The organism is Streptomyces sp. MUSC 14, assembly GCF_001866675.1.
Lineage (GTDB): Bacteria > Actinomycetota > Actinomycetes > Streptomycetales > Streptomycetaceae > Streptomyces.
The window spans coordinates 41,783-63,894 of the sequence record NZ_MLYN01000024.1; the positions used below are offsets into that span (position 1 = coordinate 41,783).

24 protein-coding genes are annotated in these 22,112 nt (G+C 72.8%); 7 read left to right on the forward strand and 17 right to left on the reverse strand.

Annotated features, from left to right (window positions below):
* Window positions 1-63: 63 nt before the first annotated feature.
* Together BIV25_RS15720 and sigE are read right to left on the reverse strand one after the other, a co-directional pair.
* On the reverse strand, window positions 64-1,134 hold the full coding sequence (locus BIV25_RS15720; RefSeq protein ID WP_079176661.1) for a zf-HC2 domain-containing protein: 1,071 nt from the start codon (window positions 1,132-1,134) through the stop codon (window positions 64-66).
* On the reverse strand, window positions 1,131-1,841 hold the full coding sequence (sigE, locus tag BIV25_RS15725) for an RNA polymerase sigma factor SigE (protein WP_071372946.1): 711 nt from the start codon (window positions 1,839-1,841) through the stop codon (window positions 1,131-1,133). The genes BIV25_RS15720 and sigE overlap by 4 nt, the downstream gene beginning before the upstream one ends.
* 234 nt (window positions 1,842-2,075) lie before the next feature.
* On the opposite strand from sigE, the gene BIV25_RS15730 reads away from it, so the two are divergent.
* Entirely contained in the window at window positions 2,076-2,774 is a 699-nt protein-coding gene (locus tag BIV25_RS15730) for an O-methyltransferase (RefSeq protein ID WP_079176662.1), read from the forward strand.
* A gap of 117 nt (window positions 2,775-2,891) precedes the next feature.
* Here BIV25_RS15730 and BIV25_RS15735 read toward each other — a convergent pair whose 3' ends face one another.
* The gene (locus tag BIV25_RS15735; RefSeq protein ID WP_003985072.1) at window positions 2,892-3,059 is read right to left on the reverse strand and encodes a DUF3117 domain-containing protein; all 168 of its coding nucleotides are present in this window, start codon (window positions 3,057-3,059) and stop codon (window positions 2,892-2,894) included.
* A 371-nt stretch (window positions 3,060-3,430) separates the two neighbouring features.
* On the opposite strand from BIV25_RS15735, the gene BIV25_RS15740 reads away from it, so the two are divergent.
* Window positions 3,431-4,234, forward strand: coding sequence for an enoyl-CoA hydratase/isomerase family protein (locus tag BIV25_RS15740; RefSeq protein ID WP_071372948.1), 804 nt, complete (start codon window positions 3,431-3,433; stop codon window positions 4,232-4,234).
* Window positions 4,235-4,238: 4 nt separating this feature from the next.
* On the opposite strand, the gene BIV25_RS15745 is transcribed toward BIV25_RS15740, so the two are convergent.
* Both BIV25_RS15745 and BIV25_RS15750 read right to left on the reverse strand, forming a co-directional pair.
* Window positions 4,239-4,835 (reverse strand): DNA-3-methyladenine glycosylase I, encoded by a 597-nt coding sequence (locus BIV25_RS15745; protein ID WP_071372949.1) that lies wholly within the window; start codon window positions 4,833-4,835, stop codon window positions 4,239-4,241.
* Entirely contained in the window at window positions 4,832-5,188 is a 357-nt protein-coding gene (locus tag BIV25_RS15750) for a DivIVA domain-containing protein (protein ID WP_071372950.1), read from the reverse strand. Before BIV25_RS15750 ends, BIV25_RS15745 begins: the two co-directional genes overlap by 4 nt.
* A 123-nt stretch (window positions 5,189-5,311) precedes the next feature.
* Here BIV25_RS15750 and folP point away from each other — a divergent pair, with 123 nt between their 5' ends.
* A complete protein-coding gene (gene folP / locus BIV25_RS15755) occupies window positions 5,312-6,172 on the forward strand; it encodes a dihydropteroate synthase (protein ID WP_071372951.1) in 861 nt (286 codons plus the stop codon).
* Between the two features lie 261 nt (window positions 6,173-6,433).
* Here the strand turns inward: folP and BIV25_RS15760 are convergent, their stop codons facing one another.
* Both BIV25_RS15760 and dapE read right to left on the reverse strand, forming a co-directional pair.
* Window positions 6,434-7,192 carry a TIGR00730 family Rossman fold protein gene (locus BIV25_RS15760; protein ID WP_071372952.1) on the reverse strand — a complete coding sequence of 253 codons (759 nt, stop codon included), beginning with the start codon at window positions 7,190-7,192 and terminating at the stop codon, window positions 6,434-6,436.
* 98 nt (window positions 7,193-7,290) lie between these two features.
* Window positions 7,291-8,370, reverse strand: a complete 1,080-nt coding sequence (gene dapE, locus BIV25_RS15765) for a succinyl-diaminopimelate desuccinylase (protein ID WP_071372953.1) — start codon at window positions 8,368-8,370, stop codon at window positions 7,291-7,293.
* Window positions 8,371-8,488: 118 nt separating this feature from the next.
* Between dapE and BIV25_RS15770 the strand changes: the two genes are divergently transcribed.
* Both BIV25_RS15770 and BIV25_RS15775 read left to right on the forward strand, forming a co-directional pair.
* Window positions 8,489-9,478 carry a heavy metal transporter gene (locus BIV25_RS15770; protein ID WP_177235297.1) on the forward strand — a complete coding sequence of 330 codons (990 nt, stop codon included), beginning with the start codon at window positions 8,489-8,491 and terminating at the stop codon, window positions 9,476-9,478.
* A 285-nt stretch (window positions 9,479-9,763) separates the two neighbouring features.
* On the forward strand, window positions 9,764-10,186 hold the full coding sequence (locus BIV25_RS15775; protein ID WP_071372955.1) for an ATP-binding protein: 423 nt from the start codon (window positions 9,764-9,766) through the stop codon (window positions 10,184-10,186).
* A gap of 71 nt (window positions 10,187-10,257) precedes the next feature.
* Here BIV25_RS15775 and BIV25_RS15780 read toward each other — a convergent pair whose 3' ends face one another.
* A complete protein-coding gene (locus tag BIV25_RS15780) occupies window positions 10,258-11,349 on the reverse strand; it encodes a bifunctional succinyldiaminopimelate transaminase/glutamate-prephenate aminotransferase (RefSeq protein WP_071372956.1) in 1,092 nt (363 codons plus the stop codon).
* Between the two features lie 159 nt (window positions 11,350-11,508).
* Window positions 11,509-11,835: a ferredoxin gene (gene fdxA / locus BIV25_RS15785; RefSeq protein WP_071372957.1), complete on the reverse strand. Its 327-nt coding sequence runs from the start codon at window positions 11,833-11,835 to the stop codon at window positions 11,509-11,511.
* Window positions 11,836-11,975: 140 nt separating this feature from the next.
* Between fdxA and BIV25_RS15790 the strand changes: the two genes are divergently transcribed.
* Window positions 11,976-13,007 carry a GNAT family N-acetyltransferase gene (locus tag BIV25_RS15790; protein ID WP_079176663.1) on the forward strand — a complete coding sequence of 344 codons (1,032 nt, stop codon included), beginning with the start codon at window positions 11,976-11,978 and terminating at the stop codon, window positions 13,005-13,007.
* Window positions 13,008-13,014: 7 nt separating this feature from the next.
* Window positions 13,015-13,881, forward strand: a complete 867-nt coding sequence (locus BIV25_RS15795; RefSeq protein WP_071372959.1) for a transglutaminase-like domain-containing protein — start codon at window positions 13,015-13,017, stop codon at window positions 13,879-13,881.
* A gap of 18 nt (window positions 13,882-13,899) precedes the next feature.
* Here the strand turns inward: BIV25_RS15795 and BIV25_RS15800 are convergent, their stop codons facing one another.
* From BIV25_RS15800 to BIV25_RS15835, 8 genes are all read right to left on the reverse strand, one after another.
* Window positions 13,900-14,514, reverse strand: a complete 615-nt coding sequence (locus BIV25_RS15800) for a response regulator transcription factor (protein WP_071372960.1) — start codon at window positions 14,512-14,514, stop codon at window positions 13,900-13,902.
* Window positions 14,511-15,704, reverse strand: a complete 1,194-nt coding sequence (locus BIV25_RS15805) for a sensor histidine kinase (RefSeq protein ID WP_071373050.1) — start codon at window positions 15,702-15,704, stop codon at window positions 14,511-14,513. Before BIV25_RS15805 ends, BIV25_RS15800 begins: the two co-directional genes overlap by 4 nt.
* A gap of 5 nt (window positions 15,705-15,709) precedes the next feature.
* Entirely contained in the window at window positions 15,710-16,447 is a 738-nt protein-coding gene (locus BIV25_RS15810) for an ABC transporter permease (RefSeq protein ID WP_071372961.1), read from the reverse strand.
* Window positions 16,444-17,373 (reverse strand): ABC transporter ATP-binding protein, encoded by a 930-nt coding sequence (locus BIV25_RS15815; protein WP_071372962.1) that lies wholly within the window; start codon window positions 17,371-17,373, stop codon window positions 16,444-16,446. Before BIV25_RS15815 ends, BIV25_RS15810 begins: the two co-directional genes overlap by 4 nt.
* A 167-nt stretch (window positions 17,374-17,540) precedes the next feature.
* Window positions 17,541-19,913 (reverse strand): hypothetical protein, encoded by a 2,373-nt coding sequence (locus BIV25_RS15820; protein WP_071372963.1) that lies wholly within the window; start codon window positions 19,911-19,913, stop codon window positions 17,541-17,543.
* Window positions 19,914-20,067: 154 nt separating this feature from the next.
* A complete protein-coding gene (locus BIV25_RS15825; RefSeq protein WP_071372964.1) occupies window positions 20,068-20,484 on the reverse strand; it encodes a DUF6113 family protein in 417 nt (138 codons plus the stop codon).
* Complete coding sequence (gene mshB, locus BIV25_RS15830) at window positions 20,481-21,338, reverse strand: N-acetyl-1-D-myo-inositol-2-amino-2-deoxy-alpha-D-glucopyranoside deacetylase (RefSeq protein WP_071373051.1); 858 nt, start codon at window positions 21,336-21,338, stop codon at window positions 20,481-20,483. Before mshB ends, BIV25_RS15825 begins: the two co-directional genes overlap by 4 nt.
* A 10-nt stretch (window positions 21,339-21,348) precedes the next feature.
* Complete coding sequence (locus BIV25_RS15835) at window positions 21,349-22,044, reverse strand: hypothetical protein (RefSeq protein WP_071372965.1); 696 nt, start codon at window positions 22,042-22,044, stop codon at window positions 21,349-21,351.
* Window positions 22,045-22,112 lie beyond the last annotated feature (68 nt).

A 22,112-nucleotide genomic window follows, 5' to 3' on the forward strand; every position in this document is an offset into this window, starting at 1 on the left:
TCGCCGCGGGAACGGCCCTCACAGGATTCAACCAGGTTCCCGAGGCCGGAGCGCAGTGGCAGGTCAGGGGGTCTGCGGCGGTGAGGAGGGGGAGGTGGAAGGCGCGGCGGGCGCCGTGGGGGACGCAGGGGTGGGGACGGGGGCGGACAGCAGGCCGGAGCCGGTCGCTCCGGGGACCGCGGACCATGCGGCGAGCGGATAGGCCACGGTGTCGTCGAGCGGACGTATCAGCGGGGAGAGGGCGGCCACGCCGGCCATCACCGGTGCCGTGAGACCGCGCAGCGCGCTGCCCTGGACCTGTCCGGTGCCGGGGGTCGGCACTCCGGGCACCAGCGGCGCGGACATCGAGGTCGGTGCCACCGAGGTCTGTCCGAGCAGCGTGCTGCCCTGGACGGCCGGCGGGCCGGTCGCACGGCGGCGCTGGCTGTCGGGCGTGACCGCACCCGCGCCCGAGCCTGCCGAGCGGGCCGGGACGACGCTGCCGCTGCCGCGCGCGTCCGCCGTCGCGTCGGAGGGGAGAGCCGTGGTCACACTGCCGAGAGCGACCGCGGCCAGGGACACCGCACCGGCGGCGGCGACCGCGAACCGCAGACCGCGCGAAGCGCCGCGCCCGTCGTCCGGGCGGCCGACGGGGTGGATACGGAAGCCGCGCTCGTGGTCCGCGGGGACGGCGGGCCGCGAGGGGGCGGGCAGGTAGCCGAGGACGAAGCGCTCACCGCCGCGCCGCGATCCGAAGACGCCGGAGCCGCCGAAGACCCCGCCCGGTACGGCGGTCAGGCCGGACGGACTGGATTCGTCGGCTCTCGCGGCGCTCTCCTCGCGGGGATCGCCTCCGAAGAGGCCGCCGCCGGGCGGGGACGTGCCGTCGCCGCCGGGCAGGCCCTGGAGGCGGGCCAGGAAGCTCGCCGAGGGCGGAGGCGGGGCCGCCTCCGCGAACACGTTCTTCAGCCGGCGCTGGGCGTCCGCCTCCGCCTTGCACCGGGCACAGGTGGCCAGGTGCGCGAGGACCCGCTCACGCGAGTCATGACCGAGCTCTCCGTCCACCAGGGCGGAGAGCCGGTCTCCCAGATGCTGTTCGGCGAGATGCGCCTTCTGGTGCGCCTTCTCCACAGGTTTCGGCCGGGATCCACTCACGCGGTCGCGCCCCCTCCCCCCAGAGCGGGGACACGGGCCACGAAGGAGCGCCGCTCGGCCGCACGGGCCTCCGGGGAGCGGTGCGCGAGGGCCTTGCGGAGCTGGGAGCGGCCGCGGTGGATACGGGAGCGGACCGTGCCGAGCTTCACGCCGAGGGTCGCGGCGATCTCCTCGTACGACAGTCCTTCGATGTCGCACAGGACGACGGCGGCGCGGAACTCCGGCGCCAGGGTGTCGAGGGCCTGCTGGACGTCGGCGTCGAAGTGCGCGTCGTTGAAGAGCTGCTGCGGGGTGGGCTCGCGGCTGGCCAGGCGCTCGGCCGCGTCCTCGCCGAGGGCGTCGAAGCGGATGCGCTGCTTACGCCGGACCATGTCCAGGAAGAGGTTGGTGGTGATGCGGTGCAGCCAGCCCTCGAAGGTGCCCGGCGAGTACGTCGACAGGGAGCGGAAGACACGGACGAAGACCTCCTGGGTGAGGTCCTCGGCGTCGTGCTGGTTGCCCGTCAGGCGGTAGGCCAGGCGGTAGACCCGGGCGCTGTGCGTGCTGACGATCTCCTCCCACGTGGGCGGAGTCCACGCCTGCCCGTCCGCGTCGGTGGAGAAGGTCGCGGTCTGGGTCTCGCCTGCGGCGAGACCGGCGTGGTGGTCAGCAGCGGTGTAGGTCACGGATTTCGGCCTGCCCGCCGATCCGAGGAAGCGCCGCAGCACTCCGCCCCGGTCCCCGGGCGCAGCCGCACCTCCCCTGTCGGCTCTGGTGGTGTCCAGTGGAGCCCCTACCATAGCCACCTCGCCCGTTAGCTCCGGATAAGCGGTTTTACGAGAATTTGATACTTGCTGGCACGGCTCATACGGCTGCGTCAGCAGTTGCTCGGTGCCCTGATCCACCTCATACCCCCCGTCGCACATCCGGCCACCGTCTCTTCCCCTTAAACGTCCGGTCCCATCTGCGGGTTCCCGCCGCCAACGGATACAGTCACGCCCAGGCAACCACGGGGACAGGAGAGGGTCATTACCGGCAACCGGCAGACGAGCTGGGCGTTCGCCGACGCCTACGTCGCCGAGGACGCAGCGCTGCTCTGGGCCCGTGACCGGGCCCGCGAGGCAGGGCTGCGCTCGGTGTCGCCGGCCACGGGCGCGGCCCTTCGGCTGCTCGCCGCGTCCGTGGACGCCAAGGCCGTCGCGGAGATCGGCACCGGCTGCGGGGTGTCCGGAATTCATCTGCTGCACGGCATGCGCCCGGACGGAGTGCTCACGACGGTCGATCCGGAGCCGGAGCACCAGCAGTTCGCCCGGCAGGCCTTCCGCGCCTGCGGTTTCGCCAGCAACCGGGCGCGGTTCATCCCGGGCCGCGCGCTGGACGTCCTGCCCCGGCTCGCGGACGCGGGCTACGACCTCGTCTTCTGCGACGGCGACCGCCAGGAGTACGCGGACTATCTCGCTGAATCGTTGCGCCTGTTGCGGCCGGGCGGTCTCGTGGTGTTCGAGGGCGTCCTCGCGGGCGGCCGTACGGTCGACTCCGCGCCGCAGCCGACGGAGGTGCTGCGCCTGCGTGAGCTGCTGCGCTCGGTGCGCGAGAGCCAGGAGCTGCTGTCGTCGCTGCTGCCGGTCGGCGACGGGCTGCTGTGCGCCGTCAAGAGGTGAGCACGGTACGCACGGTCGGCGCCCGGCCGCCGAGGCCGGGCGGCCGGGCCGCGAACGCGTCTGCCCCGGCACCGCGTACGATGCCGGGGCAGACGTAAGGACAAGATCGCTGGCGCGTCAGACGGTGACCTTCTCCAGGGCCTCACCGAGCGCCTTGGCCTCGTCAGGGGTCAGCTCGACGACGAGTCGACCGCCGCCTTCGAGCGGAACGCGCATGACGATGCCCCGCCCCTCCTTGGTCACCTCGAGCGGGCCATCGCCCGTCCGCGGCTTCATGGCCGCCATGCTCGTTCCCCTTCCTGAAACCAGCTCATCGTCTGCCGACAGCCCCGAGGAGGGCATCCGCGGCCCGGGATCGGACACACGACACCGGCATCGAACACATTGCTTCCCGGCCATTATCCCGCATCGCAGGACCCGATGACCAACATCAGTCGGCATCGCTTGGGCAACGCGCGCGAGCAAAACCACCCAATTCGGGGATGTGGCTGCGATACTGCGCCACCGCACCGACGCCCACCGGCGGACTCCGCTCCGTTTTTCTTTGACGCAGGTCACACGTCCGGTCCGGTCCTTGGCCCGTGATCTCCGCCATGCTGTGCTCGTACGCGGACGTACTGAGCGGTACGTCAGCCGCGACCACGAGGAGGAGTCCCATGGCCGACACCGTGCTCTACGAGGTGAGCGACGGGCTTGCGACGATCACGCTGAACCGCCCCGAGGCGATGAACGCGCTGAACATCGCGACCAAGGTCGCCCTGCGGGAGGCGGCGGAAGCCGCGGCCGGGGACACGGCCGTACGAGCGATCCTGCTGACCGCGGCCGGGGAGCGGGCGTTCTGCGTGGGCCAGGACCTCAAGGAGCACATCGGGCTGCTCGCGTCCGACCGCGAGACGGGGGCCGGGCAGACGATGAGCACGGTCAGGGAGCACTACAACCCGATCGTGACGGCGCTGGCCGGGGCGCCGAAGCCGGTGGTCGCCGGGGTGAACGGCGTCGCGGCCGGGGCCGGCTTCGGTTTCGCGCTCGCCGCGGACTACCGGGTGGTCGCCGACACGGCCGCCTTCAACACGTCCTTCGCGGGCGTCGCGCTGACCGCCGACTCCGGCGTCTCCTGGACCCTGCCCCGGGTGATCGGCCCGAGCCGTGCCACCGACCTGCTGCTCTTCCCGCGCAGCATCAGCGCGCAGGACGCACTGGAGTTGGGCATCGCCAACCGGGTCGTACCGGCGGGCGAACTGCGCGCGGAGGCCGAGAAGGTGGCGCGGGCGCTGGCCGAGGGGCCGACGGTGGCGTACGCGGCGCTCAAGGAGGCGGTGGCCTACGGGCTGTCGCACTCGCTGACGGAGACGCTGGAGAAGGAGGACGAGCTCCAGGCCAGGGCCGGGCAGTCCGAGGACCACGCGATCGCCGTGCAGGCCTTCGTGCAGAAGGAGAAGCCCGCGTACCTGGGCCGGTGAGCGGTCAGCGGGCGTGCGGACCGGTGCGGCTGGCGCAGGCCGCCAGGTGGTCGTCGACCAGTCCGCACGCCTGCATGAGCGCGTACGCCGTCGTCGGGCCGACGAACCTCAGCCCGCGCTTCTTCAGGGCCTTGGACAGGGCCGTGGACTCCGGGGTGACGGCCGGGACGTCGGCGAGGGTCTGCGGGACGGGGCGGCCGGCCGGGTCCGGGGCGTGGGACCAGATCAGCTCGTCCAGCTCGCCCTGCGCCCAGTCGGCGAGCACGCGCGCGTTGGCGAGCGTGGCGTCGATCTTGGCGCGGTTGCGGATGATGCCCGCGTCCGCCAGCAGCCGCTCGCGGTCGTCGTCCGTGAAGGCGGCGACCTTCTCGATGCGGAAGCCCGCGAAGGCGGCCCGGAAGCCCGGGCGGCGGCGCAGGATCGTGATCCAGGACAGGCCCGACTGGAAGGCCTCCAGGCTGAGCCGCTCGAAGAGGGCGTCGTCGCCGTGGACCGGGCGGCCCCACTCCTCGTCGTGGTACGACACGTAGTCCTCGGTGGACAGGGCCCAGGGGCAGCGCAGGGCGCCGTCGGGTCCGGCGAGGGCACTTCCGTCGCTCATCGCTGGTCCTCGGGGTGCTCGGGCTTCTCCAGGTGGACGTGCGCGGCCGCGGCTCTGGCGCCGGCGAGCGCCGACTCCAGGTCGGCGATGCGGGCGTCGCGCTCGGCCAGCTCGGCGCCGAGGCGGCCGAGGGCGTCGTCGACATCCGCCATGCGGTAGCCGCGCGGGGCGAGCGGGAAGCGCAGGCTCTCCACGTCGGCACGGTCCACCGGCCGGTCCGGGGGCAGCGGGTCCTGGAGCCGCTCCGGCGCCACCTCGGGCAGCGGGGCGCTCTCGCCGCCGCCCACCACGGCGAGCGTCACCGCGGCGACCACGACGGCCAGCGCGACGACCAGGAACAAGAACATCACCATCGCCAGGGCCCCACGCTCTCTGCCGGACACAGAAACTGTCAGGGTCCGATCGTGCCATGCGCGTCTGACAGTTAGGGTCGCAGGCGGCCGTACTGCGGGACGTTCTGGGAGAGGTCACAGCGGATGCTCAGGCTGGGCAAGCGGGAATTCGGGGCGCACGAGCCGGTGATCATGGCGATCGTGAACCGGACGCCCGACTCCTTCTACGACCAGGGGGCCACGTTCCACGACGAGCCGGCCCTCGCGCGCGTGGAGCAGGCGGTGGCCGAGGGCGCCGCGATCGTCGACGTCGGCGGGGTGAAGGCCGGGCCGGGCGAGGAGGTCACGGCCGAGGAGGAGGCGCGGCGGACCGTCGGCTTCGTGGCGGAGGTGCGGCGGCGCTTCCCGGACGTGATCATCAGCGTGGACACCTGGCGGGCCTCGGTCGGCGAGGCGGTGTGCGAGGCGGGCGCGGATCTGCTGAACGACGCGTGGGGCGGGGTCGATCCCGGGCTGGCGGAGGTGGCGGCGCGGTACGGGGCGGGCCTGGTGTGCACGCACGCGGGTGGCGCCGAGCCCCGTACGCGCCCGCACCGGGTGACGTACGACGACGTCATGGCCGACATCCTGGACGTGACGGTCGCTCTTGCGGAGCGGGCGGTGGCGCTGGGCGTGCCGCGGGAGTCGGTGCTGATCGACCCGGGGCACGACTTCGGCAAGAACACCCGGCACAGCCTGGAGGCGACGCGACGGCTGCCCGAGATGGTCGCGACGGGCTGGCCGGTCCTGGTCTCGCTGTCCAACAAGGACTTCGTGGGCGAGTCCCTGGACCGCCCGGTCAAGGAACGGCTGATCGGCACGCTGGCGACGACGGCGGTGTCGGCGTGGCTCGGGGCGCAGGTGTACCGGGTCCACGAGGTCGCCGAGACCCGTCAGGTGCTGGACATGGTCGCCGCCATCGCGGGCCACCGCCCTCCTGCGGTGGCCCGCCGCGGCCTGGCCTGACCGGCCCGCGCCCGACGAGGGGTCCTCCAGACCCTGTCGTCAGACTCCCTCCCCCAGCCTTCGGCCGGGAGGTGCCCCCAGCCCCGCGAGGCCATGCACGCTCCCCCACTGCCTTAAGGGCGTGGGAGGCCCCCACTCGCCGCACCGGGCCCCGGCCCAAGTACATCCAGTACGAGGGCCAAGGCCCGGCACGCCGGCAGCACGCACCTGACGCCGCGAGGCCCGCCCTCCGGGCGGACGGCGCGAGTTTGACGACAGGACCTAGCGGGCCGCCTCCTTGGAGACCAGGGCCACCGCTTCCGAGACCTCGTCCGTGACGTGGAAGAGGAGGAGGTCCTTCTCCGCGGCCTTGCCCTGCGCGACCAGGGTGTTCTGGAGCCAGGAGACGAGGCCGCCCCAGTACTCGCTGCCGAAGAGGACGATCGGGAAGCGGGTGACCTTCTGGGTCTGGACGAGGGTCAGGGCCTCGAAGAGTTCGTCCAGGGTGCCGAGGCCGCCGGGCAGGACCACGAAGCCCTGCGCGTACTTCACGAACATCATCTTGCGGACGAAGAAGTAGCGGAAGTTCAGGCCGATGTCGACGTAGGGGTTCAGGCCCTGCTCGAAGGGCAGCTCGATGCCGAGGCCGACGGAGGTGCCGCCGGCCTCGCAGGCGCCCTTGTTGGCCGCCTCCATGGAGCCCGGGCCGCCGCCCGTGATCACCGCCCAGCCCGCCTCCACCAGGCCCCGGCCGAGCCGGACGCCCGCGTCGTACTCCGCCGAGTCCACCGGGGTGCGGGCCGAGCCGAACACGCTGATCGCGGGCGGGAGTTCGGCGAGGGTGCCGAAGCCCTCGATGAACTCCGACTGGATCCGCAGGACCCGCCAGGGGTCGGTGTGGACCCAGTCCGTGGGGGCGCGCTCGTCCAGCAGCCGCTGGTCGGTGGTGCTCGGGATCACCTGCCCGCGCCGCCGGAGGACCGGGCCCAGGCGCTGCTCGTCCGGCGGGATCTTCTTTCCCTCGGGGTTGCCGGTAGGCATGTGCGCTCCCTCCACTTGCGGGTAGTTCGATCTCAGACTAGATCGCCTCGGGTTACGGAGGGGGGACGTAGGCATGTCCGGTCCGGCACCAGCGGCTCCTACGCCGTCAGCCAGTTCCGCAGGCGCTCCTCGCCCGCGAGGATCTTGGCCGTCTCCACCCGCTCGTCCCGCTTGTGCGCCAAGTGCGGGTTGCCCGGACCGTAGTTGACGGCGGGGACGCCGAGCGCGGAGAAGCGGGACACGTCGGTCCAGCCGTACTTCGGCAGCGGGGTGCCGCCCACCGCCTCGATGAAGGCCGCCGCGGCCGGGTGGGAGAGGCCGGGCAGGGCGCCGCCGCTGTGGTCGTCGACGACGAACTCCGCCACCCCGCAGTCGGCGAAGACCTCGCGGACGTGCGCGATGGCCTCCTCCTCGGTGCGGTCGGGGGCGTAGCGGAAGTTGACCGTCACCACGCACGCGTCGGGGATGACGTTGCCCGCGACCCCGCCGCTGATGCCGACCGCGTTGAGGCCCTCGCGGTACTCCAGGCCGTCGATGACCGGGTAGCGGGGCTCGTACGCCGCCAGCCGGGCCAGGATCGGGGCCGCCGCGTGGATGGCGTTGGCGCCCATCCAGGAACGCGCCGAGTGCGCCCGCTCGCCCTCGGTCTTCAGCAGCACGCGCAGGGTGCCCTGGCAGCCGCCCTCGACCTGGCCGTCGGAGGGCTCCAGCAGGATCGCGAAGTCACCCTCCAGCCACTGCGGACGCTCCTGCGAGACGTGCCTCAGCCCGTTGCGGCTGGCCTCGACCTCCTCGTTGTCGTAGAAGACGAACGTCAGGTCGCGGTTGGGGGCGGGGACCGTGGCCGCGATGCGCAGCTGCACCGCGACGCCGGACTTCATGTCGCAGGTGCCGCAGCCCCACAGCACGCCGTCCTCGTCCAGGCGCGAGGGGACGTTGTCCGCGATCGGGACGGTGTCGATGTGGCCGGCCAGGATGACGCGCTCGGTGCGGCCCAGGTCCGTCCGGGCGACGACGTTGTTGCCGTAGCGGTCCACCGTGAGGTGCGGCAGGCCGCGCAGGGCGGTCTCGATCGCGTCCGCGAGCGGCTTCTCGGTGCCGCTCTCGGAGCGGAAGTCCACGAGCTGCGCGGTGAGCGCGGCGGCGTCGAGCGTGAGGTCAAGCGAGGTGTCGGCCATGCCTGCGACCCTAACGCGTCACCCGTGGCCGCCGGGTTGCCCGCGCTGCTCCGGCCTGGTCAACGGCACCGGCCAGACCCCCCGCAGGGACCGGACGGGGCTCCAGTACCTTGTACGCGTGTCAGAGCCCCCCACCCGTATCAAGCGTCGCGGCCGTCTGTTTCGTTTCTCCGCGGCCCTGTTGGTCCTCTGCGGCGTCGCCGCCTATCTCGTGGTGCAGTACGTCACCGGAGGCGGTGGAGCCCACGGCTGCAGGGTGGTGTCGGCCGACGCCGACGGGACGTCGTACGAGTTCACGCCGGAGCAGGCGCAGAACGCGGCGACGATCGCGGCCGTCGGCACCGGGCGCCACATGCCCGAGCGGGCCGTGGCGATCGCGCTGGCCACGGCCCTCCAGGAGTCGGGACTGCGCAACATCCAGCACGGCGACCGGGATTCACTGGGCCTGTTCCAGCAGCGGCCCTCGCAGGGCTGGGGCACCGAGGCGCAGGTCATGGACCCGGCGTACGCGGCGGGCATCTTCTACGCCCACCTGGCGAAGGTGCCGGACTACACCGGTCTGCCCCTGACGGTGGCCGCGCAGCGGGTGCAGCGCAGCGGCTACCCGGAGGCGTACGCCAAGCACGAGCCGGACGCCACGCTGCTGGCGGCGTCCCTGACCGGGACCGCGTCGGCCACGCTGACCTGCGACGGCCGCCCGCAGCCCGGGGCCTCGGCGACCGGCCCGGACGCCGTACGCGACGCGCTGGTACGGGACTTCGGGCGCGACGCGCTCCAGGAGACCGGTGCGGAGGTGGGCGGCGTTCCGGTGCCCTCGCCGTCCCCGTCGCCGAGCGTGACCGCGACCGCGCAGGGGCGGACGGTGACCGTACCCGTACCCGAGGGCCAGCGGACCGACGCCGGCGGGTACGGGGAGCGGCAGCGGGGCTGGCAGCTGGCCCAGTGGGCGGTCGCGAACTCCTCGGCGCTGCACATCCAGCGGGTGTCGTACGCCGGGCGCGAGTGGGCCGCCGGGAGCACCGACAGCCAGTGGAAACCGGTCGTGTCGGACGGGGCCGGCGGGGCGGAGCAGTCCGCGGGGGTCGTCCGGATCGTGACCGGACAGTAGTACGAGGGGTCACTCCGGAGGGTTGCTCGGCCGCGGTTCACCGCGCCGGGCGGCCCGATTTCGCACCGGACGTGGAAACCCTTGGAAATAAAAGGATGTAAGGATTCTGCGTGGTTTCCGGGTGATGTTCTTTGCCCGTTTTTATCCACACCTGATTATGCGATGCGTTATATATTCGTTACCTGGGACGTCCGCAACCTTCGCGGGCTTCGAGCGGTAGTCACGGCGTCCGAGCCCGGACCCGAGCCCGGACCAACACCGTTCTCTCCCGTCGAATGGAGCATCATGTCCCTCCCTCTGACCCGCCGGATCGCCCGTACCGCGCTGCTCGTCGCAGCGGGAGCGGCAGCCGGGGTCGGTGCGGCCGGCTCCGCCAGCGCGGCCCCGAGCCAGCCCACGGTCGCCCCGAACCTGAGCGGTCTGTCCGCCGTGGACGCGTCGCAGCTCTCCAACACCGCCGACGGTGCCGCGCAGAACGCCACCACGCTCGCCGGCAACGCGGGCGGCCGTGTGGTCGGCACGGCGGTTCCGGCCGCGGGCCAGGCGGCCGGCGGCGGCCTGAAGAAGGCGGCCCCGGTGGCCCAGCAGGCCGCGGGCAGCGTGGCCGGGGCGGCCGGGAACGTCCTCGGGGACGCCGCGTCCGGCGCGACGAAGGGCGGCACCCTGCCGACGTCCGGCCTGCCGATGCAGGGTGTGCCGCTGAGCTGACCCCCCACAGCACGAAGGGGTCCGGGGAGCGTGCTCCCCGGACCCCTTCGTCGTGCGTGAACGGCAAGCGGCTACAGGCGCCCCACCGCCGCGCGGATCCGTTCGTCCGTCGCCGTCAGCGCCACGCGGACGAAGTTCTCGCCCGCCTCGCCGTAGAAGTCGCCCGGGGCCACCAGGATGCCCAGGCCGGCCAGGTGGGCGACCGTGTCCCAGCAGGACTCGTCCCGCGTGGCCCACAGGTAGAGGCTGGCCTCGCTGTGCTCGATGCGGAAGCCGTGGCCGAGCAGGGCCGTACGCAGGGCCGCGCGGCGGGCGGCGTAGCGCTCGCGCTGCTCGTGCACGTGCGCGTCGTCGCCGAGGGCGGCCACGACGGCCGCCTGGGTCGGCGCCGAGGTCATCATGCCGCCGTGCTTGCGGATCTCCAGCAGCGGGCCGAGGACGGCCGGGTCACCGGCGACGAACGCGGCGCGGTAGCCCGCCAGGTTGGAGCGCTTGGAGAGGGAGTGCACGGCCACGATGCCGTCGTACGAGCCGCCGTTGACGTCCGGGTGCAGGACCGAGACCGGGTCGGCCTCCCAGCCCAGCTCCAGGTAGCACTCGTCGGAGACGACCAGGACGCCGTGGGCGCGGGCCCAGGCGACGATGCTCGTCAGGTCCTCCTTGGCGAGCACCCTGCCGGTCGGGTTCGACGGCGAGTTCAGCCAGAGGAGCTTCAGGTTTGCCGGGTCCAGGTCGCGCGGGTCGTCGTAGACCTCGTACGCGGCGCGGGCCAGGCGGGCGCCCACCTCGTAGGTCGGGTAGGCGAGGCGCGGGTAGGCCACCGTGTCGCCCGGGCCGAGGCCGAGCTGGGTCGGCAGCCAGGCCACCAGTTCCTTGGAGCCGACCACCGGCAGGACATGGCGGTGGGTCAGGTCGCGGGCGCCGAGACGGCGCTCCAGCCAGCCGGTGATCGCGTCGCGCAGCGCCGGGGTGCCCCACACGGTCGGATAGCCCGGGGAGTCGGCCGCGTCGATCAGGGCCTTCTGGATCAGCTCGGGCACCGGGTCGACCGGGGTGCCCACGGAGAGGTCGACGATCCCGCCGGGGTGCGCGGCTGCCGTCTTCTTGTACGGCTCCAGCTTGTCCCAGGGGAAGTCGGGCAGGCGGTCGGAGACTGCGGACACGGTCAGTGGCTCACTTTCGTACGTGCGCGGCTGCTGCGGCAAACGCCTCGGTCCCGTCCGGCGTGATCGGAGCGATCGGGGCCGTACGGGACCGAGGCGGCGTCGGGGGTCCCCCGGTTCGAGCGGGGCCCGGACCAGGGGGAGCGGGCCGCTACCGGATCACTCGTCGTGCGACTGCGGCGGCAGCGCGGCGACGAACGGGTGGTCGCGCTCGATCAGCCCCAGCTTGCTGGCACCGCCGGGCGAGCCCAGCTCGTCGAAGAACTCGACGTTCGCCTTGTAGTAGTCCTTCCACTCCTCCGGCACGTCGTCCTCGTAGAAGATCGCCTCGACCGGGCAGACCGGTTCACAGGCGCCACAGTCGACGCATTCGTCCGGGTGGATGTACAAGGACCGCTGGCCCTCGTAAATGCAGTCGACCGGGCACTCCTCGATGCACGCCTTGTCCTTGAGATCGACACAAGGCTCTGCGATGACGTAGGTCACGCTGTCGTTCCTCCTCGATAGGGCGCTGGCGGGCCTCCTCAGGCTCCGCCGCCTGGCGCGCGGGAGCGCGGCGTCGTCGATGCCCGCCCCTAGTATCTCCGTTCCGGAGCATGATCCGAACAGGAGGGGTGAACTGACCGGTGGAAATCTCGGCGGCAGGACGTCTGGTGGTCCGCATTACCCCTGCTGACGTGGGAAAACGCGTCTCCGTGCGGCGCTTGGAAGCGTCTGGAGGGAGATCGGAGAAGTTCACCGACACGGTGGGGGTTCTCACATCATGGACTGATGGCGTGCTCATGATCACACGACGGAACGGCGAGAGCGTCCGCATCGCGGAAGACTCCGTGGTGGCCGCCAAGGTCGTGCCCGCCGCGCCCGCGCGCCGCCGGGGGCCCGCCGCCTCGTACGAGGAGCTGGCACGCGTCGGCGCGCGCGGCTGGCAGCCCGTGGAGAGCGAGCGGCTCGGCCAGTGGGAGCTGCGGGCGGCCTCCGGCTTCACCCGGCGGGCCAACAGCGTGCTGCCGCTCGGCGATCCGGGACTTCCCCTCGACGCGGCCCTGGATGCCGTACGACGCTGGTACGGCGAGCGTGGTCTGCCCGCCTACGTCCAGACCGCCACCGGCGCCGAGGGCACACAGGAGCTGCTCTGCGCGGAGCTGGAGCGGCGCGGCTGGGTGCGGGAGGTGAGCGCCGAGGTCTGGATCGGCGCCCTGGCGCCGGTCGCGGACCGGGCCGAGGGCGCGGGTGTGGCCCTGGCCCGGGAGGCGGACGAGGCGTGGCTCGCCCGGTACCAGCGCAAGGGAGTGAGCGAGGTGGCCCTGCGGGTGCTCGGCACGGGACCCTCGGTGTGGTTCGCGACCGTGCCGGGGGACACCGCGGACGCGACCGCGCCGCCCGCGGCGATCGGGCGGTGCGTCGTGGACGGACGGTGGGCCGGGTTCGCCGCCGTCGAGGTGGACCCCGCCCGGCGCCGCGCGGGGCTCGCCACGGAGGTGATGGCCGCGCTGGCCCGGCGGGCGCTGGACGAGGGCGCGTCGGCGGCCTGGCTCCAGGTCGAGACCGACAACGAGGGTGCGCGGGCGCTGTACACCGCGCTGGGCTTCACACCGCACCACACCTACCACCACTACCGGGCGCCGGACGCATCGGACGAGCGCCGTGGAAGGGCCTGAGCCTGCCATGCCGCACCCGCACCTGCCGCCGCCGTATCCGCCGCCGCCGGAGCGCGCCGCCGAGCTGCGCCGCAGGTTCGCCGAGGAGGCGCGCGCCGAGCGGCCGGACCTGTCCGCGCTGTGCCTGCTGATCGGCGCCGCGGCGGACGGCTCGCTGGACGAGACCGGGATCGACGCGGCGCAGCTGGAGCTGGACCGGCTGGCGGGCGAGCTGCCGTACCGGCCGGGCGGCCCGCGCGCCTGGGCGGAGGCCGTACGGCGGCTGCTGGGCGGGTGCTACGCGTTCCACGGGACGCCCGGCGACTACCAGCGGCTGGAGTCCTCGCTGCTGCACGAGGTGCTGCGGCGCCGGCGCGGGCTGCCGATCCTGCTGTCGGTGGTGTGGCTGGAGGTCGCCCGGCGGGCGGGGGCCCCGGTGTACGGGGTCGCGCTGCCGGGGCACTTCGTGGTGGGGTTCGGCGCGGCGTGCGAGCAGGTGCTGGCCGATCCCTTCGAGGGCGGCCGGGTACTGACCGGGACCGACGCCGAGCTGCTGGTCGTCGGGGCCACGGGAGCGCCGCTGGATCCCGCCGTGCTGGAGCCGGCCGCGCCGCTGGAGGTCGTCCAGCGCGTCCTGAACAACATACGGGCCTGGGCCGCCGCCCGGCCCGAGCGGTCGGACGTGGCGCTGTGGGCCGTGGAGCTGGCGCTGCTGGTGCCATCGCACCCGGCGCGACTGCGCTACGAGCGGGGGCAACTGCTGGTGCAGCGCGGCGAGTTCGTCTCGGGGGCGGCGGAGCTGGACGCCTACGCCGAGCTGATCGAGGTCGTCGACGAACCGGCCGCCCGCAAGGTGCGCGAACAGGCGCACACCGCGCGGGCCATGCTCAACTGACGTGCCCGCCCGGCGCTTTCAGAGCCACCCCTTCTCCCGGGCCGTCCGCACCGCCTCCGCGCGGTTGCGCACCGCCAGCTTCTGGATGGCGGTGGAGAGGTAGTTGCGGACCGTGCCCTGGGAGAGGTGCAGGGCCCCCGCCAGTTCGGCGTTCGTCGCGCCGTCGGCCGCTGCGCGCAGCACCTCGCGTTCGCGCTCGGTGAGCGGGTTGGCGCCCTCGGCGAGCGCGGCGGCGGCGAGGGTCGGGTCGATGACCCGCTCGCCCGCGAGCACCTTGCGGATCGCCTCGGCGAGCTGGGCGGCCGGGGCGTCCTTGACGAGGAAGGCGTCGGCGCCCGCCTCCATGGCGCTGCGCAGATAGCCGGGCCGGCCGAAGGTGGTCAGGACGACCAGCTTGACCTGCGGAAACTCCCGGTGCACCCGGGCGGCCGCCTCGATGCCGGTGCAGCCGGGCATCTCGATGTCGAGCAGCGCCACGTCCACGCCGTGCGCGCCGACGGCGGCGAGCACCTGGTCCCCGCGCGCGACCTGGGCGACGACCTCGATGTCCGCCTCCAGGCCGAGCAGCGCGGCCAGCGCCTCGCGGACCATCGACTGGTCCTCGGCCAACAGGACCTTGATCGTGCGCGTCATGCCCCGGATCCTACGTCCCCCGACGGGGCCGTGGGGACGCGGGCGACGAGCCGGAAGCCGTGCCCCGCGCGGCCCGCCTCCAGGCTGCCGCCGGCCTTCTCCAGCCGCTCGGTGAGCCCGGTCAGACCGTTGCCCGGGACACTCCCGGCGCCGCCGGATCCGTTGTCCTCGACGGAGAGTTCGAGGACCGGCCCGTCGAGGGTCTGCCGGTGGGTGAGCTGGACGAGGCAGCGGTCGGCGCCGCTGTGCCGGACCACGTTGGTGACCGCCTCGCGCAGCGCCCAGGCGAGCGCGGACTCGGACTCCTCCGGGACGCCGGCGAGGTCGGGTTCGGCGGGCACGTCGGCGGTGACGCCGGCGGCGGTCAGGGCGACCTGGGTGCCGGCGAGTTCGGCGGCGAGCCGGGGCCGCCGGTAGCCGGTGACGGCCTCCCGCACGTCGACCAGCGCCTGCCGGCTGACCTGTTCGATGTCGGCGACCTGCTGGGCCGCCTTGTCGGGGTGGTCGGGCAGCATCCGGCCGGCCAGCTCGCTCTTCAGCGTGATCAGGGAGAGGGAGTGGCCGAGCAGGTCGTGCAGGTCGCGGGCGAGGCGCAGGCGCTCCTCGTTGGCGGCGAGGTGGGCGACGGTGGCCCGGGCCTTGCGCAACTCGATCGTCGTACGGACCAGTTGGCCCACCCCGACCATCGCGAAGCCGATGAGGAAGACGAGGAGCAGGGACTCGTCCCAGCCGGGCCGGCCGTTGTGCAGGGCGACCAGGTACATCACCACGGCCGTCGCCGGGATCGCCCAGGACGCGGCGCGCAGGGGCAGGGTCACCCCGCAGGCCACCGATACGTAGACGAACAGTCCGCCCCAGGCGTCACCGAGGGTGTAGTTCAGCAGCGGGGCGAGGACCCCCATCACCGCGAGCAGCGTGACGGCGAACGACGGGTCGAAGGGCCGGCCCATGTTCCGGAAGACCAGCGTCAGATAGGCGCCGACGAACGCGGTGAGCCCGATGGCGCCGGCCACGGTGGCACCCTGGGTGTGGTCGCCGGCCACCAGGTCGTGGACCGGCGAGCTGAGGAAGACCAGCCAGACGCCGATCCACAGCGCCTTGACCAGCACCTCGCGCCGGACTCGGGGCGCCTGGCCGATCCGTACCTGGGTCTCCGGCCGCTTGTCGCCGGCCCACTGGTCTTCCGTCATGGTGCTCACGCCTTCAGCGTGTCCTTCCGGTACAGCCAGGCCGCGCCGCCCGCGAACAGGGCGAAGTAGACGGCGAGGAGGGCGACGTCCGTCGTGTGCGGGGCCTGACTCTGCTCGATCGCCCGCCCGAGAGCAGCGTACGCGTGCGTGGGCAGCCACTTCGCGATGTCCTGGAGGAACTGCGGGAAGGTCGTCGTCGGCATCCACAGGCCGCCGAGGATCGACAGGCCGAAGTAGATGATCATCGTGATGGGGCGGACCGCGTCCCCGGAGGCGACGTAGCCGATGGCGACGCCGAGCGCGGCGAAGACGAGGCTGCCGGCCCAGATGATGCCGGTGAGGGCGAGCCACTGCCAGGCGTCCAGGCGTACGTGCTTGATCACGGCGGCGGCCGCGAAGACCACGACGATCGACGGCAGGCTCACCACGGCGGCGCTGGCGGTCTTGGCGAGGACGTAGCCGCGCCCCGGCAGCGGGGTCAGCCGCAGCTGCCGTACCCAGCCGCTCTCGCGCTCCTTGGCGATGCGCTCGCTGTTGCCCATCAGCACGGCGGTCAGGGCGCCGAAGGAGGCCATGGAGACCATCATGTACGTCGGGAGGGTCAGGCCCGTGCCGTCGACCTTGGTGTCCTTGGCGTTGCCCGCGATGATCAGGAAGAGGATCGCGGGGTAGAGCACCGAGAAGAACAGGAACTTCTTGTTGCGGAAGGCGCGGATCAGTTCCAGCTTGATCAGGGCGTTCATGACTGCTTGGCCTCCTCGGCCTGCGTGATGGCGACGAAGGCCTGCTCCAGACCGAGGCCGGCGACTTCGAGGTTGCGGGGGTAGACACCGAGGCCGTACAGGGCGTGGACGGTGGCGTCGGCGTCGGACGACTGGATGCGGACGGTCTGCCCGGACACGTCGACGGAGGTCAGGAAGGGCAGGGCGCGCAGGGCGGCCTCGTCGATGGCGCCCTCCAGGTCGAAGGCGATACGGCGGGCGCCGGCCTTGGCCTTGATCTCGGCGGCGGTGCCGTCGGCGAGGAGCCGGCCGCGGTGCAGCACGAGCACCCGGTCGGCGATCGCGTCGGCCTCTTCGAGGTAGTGGGTGGCGAAGAGGACCGTACGGCCCTGGTCGGCCTGCTCTCGCATGGTGGCCCAGAAGGCCTGGCGGGCGGAGACGTCCATGCCGGTGGTCGGCTCGTCCAGGATGATCAGGTCGCTGTCACCGGCGGTGGCCAGGGCGAACCGTACGCGCTGGGACTGTCCGCCGGAGAGCTTGTTGACCTTGCGGTCGGCGATCTGCGTGATGCCCGCGCGGGCCATCACGTCGGCGGCCTGGTACGCCTTGGGGTGCAGTGAGCAGGCCAGCTTCACCATCTCGCCGACGGTGACCTCGTCCATCAGGCCGCCGCTCTGCAGCATGGCGCCGACGCGACCGGCGACGATGGCCTCGCGCGGGCTGGTGCCGAACACGTTGACCGTGCCGCTGTCGGCGTTCTTCAGACCCAGGAGCAGATCGAGCGTGGTGGACTTGCCGGCCCCGTTCGGGCCGAGGAGGGCGACGGTCTCGCCGGGGTGCAGGGCCAGGGAGAGCCCGTCCACCGCCCGCACACTGCCGTACGTCTTGGTCACCTGGTCGAAGCCGACCACCGGTGTGGCGGTGGCCGGTGCCGCAGTCGTTGTCATGCCCCCATGCTCGCCGAACGGGCGCCGGACCCGGCAGTGTCGGCGGTCCCGAGAGGCGGATGACAGATGTCATACGGATCGGGTGACAGGCACGGCGGGGCCGGGGGACGGGCACGGCGGAGGGGCGCCCGGTGTCCGCACCGGGCGCCCCTCCAAGTGCCGCGTGGCTAACTGGGGTTGGTCGAGATGACCGCGACCCGGTTGGTCTTGCTCATCAGCGCCTGGCGCAGGGCGCCGTAGACGTCCTGCGGCGTGACCGGCGTCTTCTTCCCGTTGCCGCGGGTGATGAGCACACCGTTGAAGGCGTTGCCGTAGAGCTGCTGCAGCGCGGCCATGTCGGGGCTGTCGACCAGCTTGCCGTTGACGGCCTTCACCCGGAGGAACTTCCACAGCGACTTCTGCGGGCTCATCGGGATCGAGTGCGCGGCGTCCGTCATCACGGTCACCTTGCCCGACATCGCCGGCTCCGCGAACTGCTTCATCTCGCGGTCGACCTCGGCGTTCGGCACCGTCGGCTGCTGCGTGGTCGTCGGAAGGGCGACCGGGGCCGCGGTGTCCGTCTCCACGGCGGTGCGGTAGGCCTGTTCGACCGCCTGGGTCGAGGAGGCCGCGTCGATGCCCTTGCCGGCCTTGCCGTAAACGGCGACGGCCCGGCCCGCCTCGAACCTGATGGTGCCGTCGGACGAGAGACCGGAGCCGCCGCCGGCCTGCTGGAGGGCGGCCTGGAGCTTCTCCTCGTCCACCGGCATCTCGGGCGCGATCACACGTTTCTGCCCGAAGAGCGAGCCGATGACGCTGATGGGGTTGTAGTCGCTGGTCGCGGCCTTGCCGACGGTGGCCTGGAAGTCGAACTGGAGCCCGGCGTTCTCCGGCGTGAGGGCCACCGTCCTGCCGTCCACGGTGAGCTTCAGCGGCTTGTTCACCCGGCTGCCGAACGCGTCGTCGAGCTTCTTGACGGCGTCGTCGCGGGTGCCGCCGCCGATGTCGACGCCGAGCACCGTGGTGCCCTTGGGCACGTCGGTGTGGTTCATCAGCAGCCCGGCGCCGTAGGCACCGCCCGCGACGACGACCACGCCGACGCCGAGCAGCACCAGCTTGCTGCGGCCCTTCTTCTTCGGCGCGGCCTGCGCCTTGGGCTTCGGCGCGGGGGCGGGCTCCGGCGTGGCGCCCGGGGCGGTCTGGTTCCCGGGGCCGCCGAACGGGGAGTTGCCGCCGCTCGGGACGACCGGGATGCCGCTGGTGACGGTGTGTCCGGAGACGTTGTCGCTGCGGCGGTAGCCGGGCGTGCCCGGTTCCGGGGCCGGCTTCTGCGGGGTGAGGATCGCGGTGTCGTCGCTGATCCCGCCGCCGGGGCCGAGACCTCCGGGACCGCCCAGGGGTGCGGCCGGGGCGCCGGGCGCCGTCGGACCGTCGAGGTCGGCGATGTCGGCGAGGGCGCTGCGCGGGGGCGGAGTGCTCCGGCCGCCGGGGGCGTCGAAGCCGCCGGCCGGGCTGCCGAAGGGCTCGCCTCCGGCCGGACCGCCGAAGGGGTCACCGCTGCCCGGGGCGGCGAACGGATCGCCGCCGGGGCGGGGGCCGCCGGGCGACGGGGCGAGGGCGCCGTCGCCGGTGACCGGGCCGCTGGTGGGGCCGGCCGGGCCGCCGCCCAGGCCGCCGGGGCCGTTCGGACCGCCCAGGCCGCTGGCGCCGCCGTGTCCGTTGGCACCGCTCGCGCCCGTGCCGAAGCCGTCGTGTCCGGGGGCGCCCGCACCGCCGTAGGTGTCCTGGCCGCCGTTCTCCGAGAAGTACGGCAGTTCGTCGCGGCGCGGCTCGGCGTTCGCGGCCGGGCCGGAGCGGGAACCGCCCGCCAGCGGGCCCGCGTTCAGCGCCTCGGTCACGTCGAAGGAGCCGGTGCCGCCGCCGTGGCCGGGGGCGACGGGGCCGCCGGTGGCGCCGGGCAGACCCGTGCCGTTCGTGGTGCCGGAGCGGCCGGCGCCGGGCACACTCATGGAGCCGACGACACCGCCGGGACGGCCGCCGCCGGAGCGTGCGCCGGTGGTACCCGCCGTACCCGTTGCCCCCGGACCACCCGGACGGGCGGCCGGTGCACCCGTGGCGCCGGTGGCACCGCCCTGGGTTCCGGGACCGCTCGCCGCGCCGCCGCCCGGACCGCCCTTGGGGGCCGAGGACTTGCGGGGCGCGAACCAGTCGCTGGGCTTCTCGTCGGCCTGCGCCGGCGGCGCGGCGGGGGCCTCGGCGGCGGCCGGACGCTCGGGCGCGGGCCGCGTGTCGGCGGCGGGCGCGTCCTCACCGGCGTCGGTGTCACCGACGGGCTTGCGCACGACGACCGGCGGAATGGGCCGGGATCCGGGGATGTTGATCCGGATCCGGGTCGTCAGCGTGGTCTCGGTCTTCTTCTCCTCCGGCTGCGAGCCCGAACGGCCCGCACCCGAACCGTCATCGGTAGCCATGGGGGTCCCGTACGGCGGCGTGCCGGAGGGGTATGCGGCTCCCCCGCGCCCGTTGGGCCCGGAGGACGGAGTGTCAGTTTCACGACTCAAGGCAGGTTCTCCCAGTTGGCTCCGCCGCCCGGTACGACCTCGCGGGCGGCTCGGCGGCGCGCACCACCATACTGGCCACTTCTGGCGCTTATCCCATGACCGCTGAGGAAACCCACACCGGACTCGCACGTGTGCGGTACGGCGAAGTGGTACGTCACTTGCCAAGTCGGGCGGGGCCGCCGCCAGGTTGCCGCCCCGCACCGATGGTGGCGCAGATCACAGCGACCACCATGCCACCCAGCAGGAAGAGATAGGACGAACCCCCGGCGCTGAACAGGAAGTCGCCCTCGGGGCGCGAGGTGGTGAGCAGGATGACGGCGATGATCCAGCCGGCCACCGGCGCCACGGCCCCGCCCCGCCCGCCGGTGGCGTACGCCCCGCCGAGGAAGAGCCCGGCCGCGCCGGCGAGGGCGAGCAGCAGCCCGCCGGGGAACCAGCCCGCCTGCACCAGGGTCCCGGCGAGGCCGACGACCGCGCCGAGCAGGAAGAGGCCGGCGTACGCGGCGACGCGTCCGGCGGAGGGCCGCGGCAGCGGCTGGGCGAGCAGCGGGCCCTGTCCCGGGTTGCTCATGCCCCTGCCTCCTCGACGCCCGCGAACAGGTCGCTCTCCCCGGGCTCGGCCGTGCCGCGCACCAGCTCGTAGTACTCGGTGGTGAACAGCGGCTGGGCCAGTTCGTTGGAGAGCGCGAAGTACGGCTCGGCCACCTCGATCTGGGTGCCGTGGGCACGCATGGCGGCGGCCTTGGCGGCGGCGTACGGCGCCCCGTCGACGGCGGTGGTGATCCGCTCGTCGTCCACGACACCCGGCACGTCGGCCAGGGACGCGCTCTTGTCGAACGGCAGTCCGGGCAGCTCCTCCTGAAGCCGCTCGAAGGCGGCCTCGGCGACCGAGCGCGGGACACGGTTCCAGTAGACCTTGGCGATGCGATGGCCCCGCTCGTCCGCCAGCTCGACGGCGCGCACGGCGACACGGTGGGCCTGGATGTGGTCCGGGTGGCCGTATCCGCCGTTGTCGTCGTAGGCCACGAGCACCTGGGGCCGGACTTCGACGATCACATCGGCGAGCCGCCCGGCGGCCTCGTCGACGTCGGCCCGCCAGAAGCACCCGGGGTCCTCGTTGTCGGAGGTCCCCATCATCCCGGAGTCCCCGTAGCGCCCCGCACCGCCGAGCAACCGGGCGTCGCTCACGCCCAGCGCACGCACGGCGTCGGCCAGCTCGCCACGCCGGTGCAGGCCCAGCGCGGCACCGGTCAGATGCCGCAGCCCGGCCGGGATGACCTCGCCACGCTCCCCGAGGGTGCAGGTGACCAGGGTCACATGGACCCCCTCGGCCGCGTACCGGGCCATGGTCGCGCCGTTGTTGATCGACTCGTCGTCCGGATGCGCGTGCACCAGGAGAAGACGCCGGTCGGGCAGTTCCGTCATGGGGTCCACCCTACGAGGCGGCCGGGCTCCCTTCGGGCACCTCCTGGCCTTCGCCGTCGAGAACGTGAGCGATGGCCAGCGCGATCCGCTCGATCCAGTCGATGGCGTCCGTCACCTCTGCCTCGTCAATGGGGCGCCTCTGCTTCAGGTCGCCGTCGATGAGGTCGGCGTCATGCGCGATTTTGTTACGCCGCTGGGTGATCTCCAGATAGCGGCTGCGGAGTTTCTTCTCATTGAGTGAGGTGCGCCCCTGGAAGAACTCTTTGTTGATGCACCCAGCGGCCTCGTACCAGACCTTTTTCTCAGTCACGAGTTTCAGCACTTCGGAAATCTTCCCGGGATGCTGGAGTGCCTGGGGCGCGAGCTTCTCCCGCAAGTGCTCGACCACGGCTTCGGACAGTGTCACCTCCCCTCGCCGCACTGCCTCCACCCTGTGCAGGGGAAGCTCGTAGACCCGGAGCTGGTACGGCATCTCGGGGCTGTCCATGGCCGCCAACTCCGCGACCCGGCGCAGGACCTCCTCATGGAGCCAGTGGTCTATGGCTGCCACCGCCTGCACCCAGGCCGCCCGGTAGAAGTCGTCGATGTCGATGGTCGGGGAACGGAACGGAGTCAGCATCCCGCCCGTTTTGACCATACGTCGGGCGTAGGACAGATTCGTCATGAACGCCTCGAACTGGCGTGTCTGCGGTGTGGAAATGGCCATGCCCTACCCCGTGGGAACTCATCGCGAAGATCTTTACGAGAACGATTCCCGAGGGGCAGGGGGGTCAG